This window comes from Aureibaculum marinum, assembly GCF_003813905.1.
GTDB lineage: Bacteria > Bacteroidota > Bacteroidia > Flavobacteriales > Flavobacteriaceae > Aureibaculum > Aureibaculum marinum.
Map to the genome: position 1 here is coordinate 1 of NZ_RPFJ01000116.1, position 374 is coordinate 374.

General features: G+C 25.7%; 1 pseudogene. It reads left to right on the forward strand.

Annotated features, from left to right (window positions below):
• Nucleotides 1–162, forward strand: a pseudogene (locus EGM88_RS16090) (IS110 family transposase); the annotation flags it as partial.
• Nucleotides 163–374 lie beyond the last annotated feature (212 nt).

The following is a 374-nucleotide window of genomic DNA, read 5'->3' on the forward strand; positions in this document are numbered from 1 at the left end:
AATAAAGCTTGTAGAGAGATCTTTGAACGCATTACAAATAAAGGTAAAAGTAAAAAATTAGCATTAATTGCCGTTTCTAATAAGCTATTGAAACAAGCTTTTGCTATTGCAAAATCTGGATTGCCCTATGATGAAACCTATGTTTCTGTTTTGTCAAAATAAGGGGTAATAATATAAAAAATAAAAGCTCAAAACACCTATTAATCGTATTTTGAGCCTAGAATAATAGTGTGTAAATTTAATGAAGAAATTGTTTGTTTTTTAGCTCAGTTCTTTGTTGTACGCAGTATTTTATATTTGAAAAGACATTTTAATATCATCAAATTTCTTTTTTTCTAAATCTTTTTTTGATATTCCAAAATAATATTTTCCTT